This is a genomic window from Nocardiopsis sp. TNDT3 (assembly GCF_003427465.1).
In the GTDB taxonomy this organism is placed as follows: domain Bacteria; phylum Actinomycetota; class Actinomycetes; order Streptosporangiales; family Streptosporangiaceae; genus Nocardiopsis; species Nocardiopsis dassonvillei.
Window position 1 is genome coordinate 1 of record NZ_QPFC01000920.1, and the last position, 3,778, is coordinate 3,778.

The 3,778-nt window shown below is 72.6% G+C and carries 3 protein-coding genes; all 3 read right to left on the bottom strand.

All coding sequences use genetic code 11. The annotated features are described in order from the left end of the window. Positions 1-191: 191 nt before the first annotated feature. Positions 192-1,223: a transketolase family protein gene (locus tag DQW06_RS21725; protein WP_071622238.1), complete on the bottom strand. Its 1,032-nt coding sequence runs from the start codon at positions 1,221-1,223 to the stop codon at positions 192-194. Beyond that, a complete protein-coding gene (locus DQW06_RS21730) occupies positions 1,220-2,095 on the bottom strand; it encodes a transketolase (RefSeq protein ID WP_013153533.1) in 876 nt (291 codons plus the stop codon). The genes DQW06_RS21725 and DQW06_RS21730 overlap by 4 nt, the downstream gene beginning before the upstream one ends. A 68-nt stretch (positions 2,096-2,163) precedes the next feature. After that, positions 2,164-3,672: an SLC13 family permease gene (locus tag DQW06_RS21735; protein ID WP_071622239.1), complete on the bottom strand. Its 1,509-nt coding sequence runs from the start codon at positions 3,670-3,672 to the stop codon at positions 2,164-2,166. Positions 3,673-3,778 lie beyond the last annotated feature (106 nt).

Sequence of the window (3,778 nt, forward strand, 5' to 3'; positions counted from 1 at the left end):
GGGGAGCCCCGAAGAACTCCCCGCCGCACCTTCACGGACCCCGGCTCTCTTCGCCGACCGACGGAACCAACCTCGTCACGTCATCTCGTGCCTCGTCCCGCCCCGACCCGGCTCGGCTCCGACCCGCACCGACCTGCCCCGGACCGGTCCGGTCCGACCTGCCCCGGACCGATCCGGTCCGATCCGGTCCGTCACAACGAGGCGCGCACCCTCTCCACGATCCGGGGCACGGACACGCCGTAGCGGTCGTAGAGGGTGGGCAGCGCCCCCGCGTCCAGGAACTCGTCCGGCAGCCCGATGTGCTCCATCCGCCGGACCACCCCGCGCTGGACCAGCGCGGAGGCCACCGACTCGAACAACCCGCCGACGACCGAGTGGTTCTCCAGCACGAACACCCTGCGGTCCCGGCCCACCTGCTCCAGGACCGTCTCCACGTCCAGCGGCTTGATGGTGGGCACGTGCAGGACCGCCACACCGATCCGGTCGGCCTCCAGCTCCGCGGCGGCGCGCAGCGCCCGCTCGGTCATCATCCCCGAGGAGACGAACAGGACGTCGTCACCGCCGCGCAGGAGCGCGGCCTCACCCAGCCGGAACTCGTAGTCGTACTCGTCCAGCACCGTGGGCACCGCGCCGCGCAGGATGCGGGTGTAGGTCGGCCCCTCGTGCGCGATCAACTGCGGGACCGCCTGCTCGATGTCCACCGAGTCGCACGGGTCCACGATCACCATCCCGGGGATGCCCCGCAGCAGGGCGATGTCCTCGGTGGCCTGGTGACTGGGCCCGTAGCCGGTGGTCAGTCCGGGCAGCGCCGCGACGACGTTGACGTTCAGGCGCGGCTCGGCGATGTCCAGGCACAGGAAGTCGTAGGCGCGGCGGGTGGCGAAGACCGAGTAGGTGGAGGCGAAGGGCACGAACCCCTCCATCGCCAGCCCGGCCGCGGCGCCCATCATCACCTGTTCGGCCATGCCCATCTGGTGGAAGCGGTCGGGCATGGCGTCGCGGAAGACGTGCATGTCGGTGTACTTGGCCAGGTCCGCCGACAACCCCACGACGCGCTCGTCCTCACGCGCGGCGCGCACCAGGGCGTGCCCCAGGGGCGCCTGGACGGTGCGCGCGCCCTCCTCCGCGATCGAGGCGATCATGGCGTCCGACGTCAGCTTCCTGCCACCGGTGCCACCGACGCCGCCGGTGCCAGTGGTGCTGCTGCTGGTGGTGGTGCTCATGCCGTGTACCCCTCGTATCCCTGGCGCAGCTGCTCGCGCGCGGTCTGCCACTCGTCCTCGGCCACCCGCATGAAGTGCAGCTTCTCCCTGCTCTCCAGCATCGGCACCCCCGCGCCGATCCTGGTGTCGCACACCAGCGCGGTGGGCGAGCCCCGGTGCTCGCGCAGCTCGTCCAGGGCCGCGGCGACGGCGGCCACGTCGTTGCCGTCCACCCGCAGGGTGTGCCACCCGTTGACGCGCAGCTTCTCGTCGGCGGGTTCGGTGCCCATGACCTCCTGGGCGGGCCCGTCGGCCACCTGGCGGTTCATGTCCACGATCGCGGTGACGTTGTCCAGGCGGTGGTGGGCCGCGGCCTGCACCGCCTCCCACGTGGAGCCCTCGCTGAGCTCGCCGTCGGAGAGCAGGTTGTACACGCGGGCGGGGTTGCCCTTGCGGCGCAGCCCCAGTCCGACGCCCACCGCGATCCCCAGCCCGTGGCCCAGGGAGCCGCCGGAGATCTCCATCCCCGGCGTGTAGGTGGCCATGCCCGACATCGGCAGGCGCGAGTCGTCGGTGGCGTAGGTGGTCAGCTCCTCCTCGGGGATGATCCCCGCCTCGGCCAGGGCGGCGTACAGGGCGATGGCGTAGTGGCCGATGCTGAGCAGGCAGCGGTCGCGCCCCTCCCACTCCGGCTCCTCGGGGCGCAGCCGCAGGTGGTCGGCGTACAGGGCGGCGAGCACGTCGGCGAAACCGAGGGCCTGGCCGATGTAGCCCTGGCCCTGGACCTGGGCCTGGGTGAGGGCGTTGAGCCGGATGCGGTAGGCGGCGGCGCGCAGCCGTTCCAACCTGGCGGTGTCGACGACGCCTCCGGGTCTGGTGGCGGTCTGGTTCATAGGGACCTTCCTCGGTGTGCGAAGGGTGTGGTTCGGGGGGCGGCGCGTCCCGTCCGGGACGCGGGGGTTCAGACCAGCGCCCAGGTGAGGCCGACGAGGGCGAACCCGCTCGTTCCCAGGACCGTGACGAGCACGCTCCAGGTGCGCAGGGCGTCGCGCACCGACAGGCCCAGGTAGCGCGAGACGATCCAGAAGCCCGAGTCGTTGACGTGGGACAGGCAGATGGCGCCGCAGCCGATGGCGAGGTTGACCAGGGCGATCTCCAGGCCGCTGTACCCGCCCGAGGCGATGGCCTCGGCCAGGAGCCCGGAGGTGGTCAGGGCCGAGACGGTGGCCGACCCCTGGGCCGCCCGCAGCAGCGCGGCCAGGCAGAAGGCCAGGAGCAGCAGGGGCAGCCCCAGGCCGAGCATGCTCTCGGAGAGCACCTCGCCGATGCCGCTGGCGGTGAGCACCCCGGCGAACGCGCCGCCCGCTCCGGTCACGAACACGACCACCGCCGCCGGGGCGAGCGCGGCGTCCATGACCGAGCCGACCGAACGCATCGACCAGCCGCGGCGCACGCCCAGCAGGTACAGGGCCAGCAGACAGCCGGTGAGCAGCGCGAAGGGCGGGGCCCCGACCATGGTCAGGAAGCGCAGGGCCGTGGAGCCCTCCTCCAGGAAGAGTCCGGCGACGGTCTGGAGGCCGATCATGAGGATGGGGACGGCGATGACCGTGATCACCGCGGCGGCGCTGGGCGGGCGCTGCGGCTCCACCCGGGGGCGGACGGAGACCTTGGCCGTGCCGGAGGCGCCCGCCCCGCCGATACCGCCCGTACCGCCGGTGCCGTCCGGGGTCCCGGCGCCGCCGGAGGAGTCCGTGCCGTTCGCGTCCTCGGAGGGTCGCGCGCCGTCCGTACCGCCGGTTCCGGGTTCACCGGTGTTCTGCTCGTACAGTTCGGCGGTGGAGGCCAGCATGGCGTACGCGCGCCGGTTGAGCAGCTTCGCCGTGTAGTGGGCGACCACTCCCACCGGGAGGATGAGCGCGGCGCCCAGGAGGGTGACCAGCCCCATGTCGGCCCCGGTGAGCACGGAGCTGCCGACGATGCCGGGGTGGGGCGGCAGCACCACGTGGATGAAGAGCATCAGCCCGGCGATGGGCAGGCCGATGCGCATGGGCGAGGGCAGGCGGGCCGCCCGCGAGAAGGCGTAGACGATCGGGACCAGGACGATGAAGGCGACGTCGAAGAAGATCGGCACCGCGATCACCGACGAGGCGATCAGCAGCGCCACGCCGACCCTGGCCGGGCCGAGCAACGCGCTGAAGCGCTCGGAGAGCGCGTCCGCGCCGCCGGAGTGCTCGACGATGGCGCCGAGCATCGCGCCCAGCCCCACCAGGAGGGCCACGTTGCCCAGGGTGCCGCCCAGCCCTTCCACGATGGTGGGCACCACGTCCTCGAAGGGCATGCCCGTGGCCAGGGCGGTACCGACGCTGACCAGCAGGAGCGCGACGAAGGCGGGGACGTTGAAACGGATGATGAGGACGAGTAGCGCTCCGATCGCCCCCAGGGCGATCAGTGCGAGTACGAGGGCGTCCATGGGCTCGGGTTCTCTCTGTCGTGGCGGCGCGGGTCCCGCGCACCGTCCGGAAGGCGATTTCCGGGCATGCTGAGGGGACCGTCGGCGCCGCGCGGGGACGGGGGGC

What these genes read in the sequence shown, in the direction of transcription:
- DQW06_RS21725 (WP_071622238.1), bottom strand. Translation starts at nt 1,223, where the DNA reads ATGAGCACCACCACCAGCAGCAGCACCACTGGCACCGGCGGCGTCGGT.
- DQW06_RS21730 (WP_013153533.1), bottom strand. Translation starts at nt 2,095, where the DNA reads ATGAACCAGACCGCCACCAGACCCGGAGGCGTCGTCGACACCGCCAGG.
- DQW06_RS21735 (WP_071622239.1), bottom strand. Translation starts at nt 3,672, where the DNA reads ATGGACGCCCTCGTACTCGCACTGATCGCCCTGGGGGCGATCGGAGCG.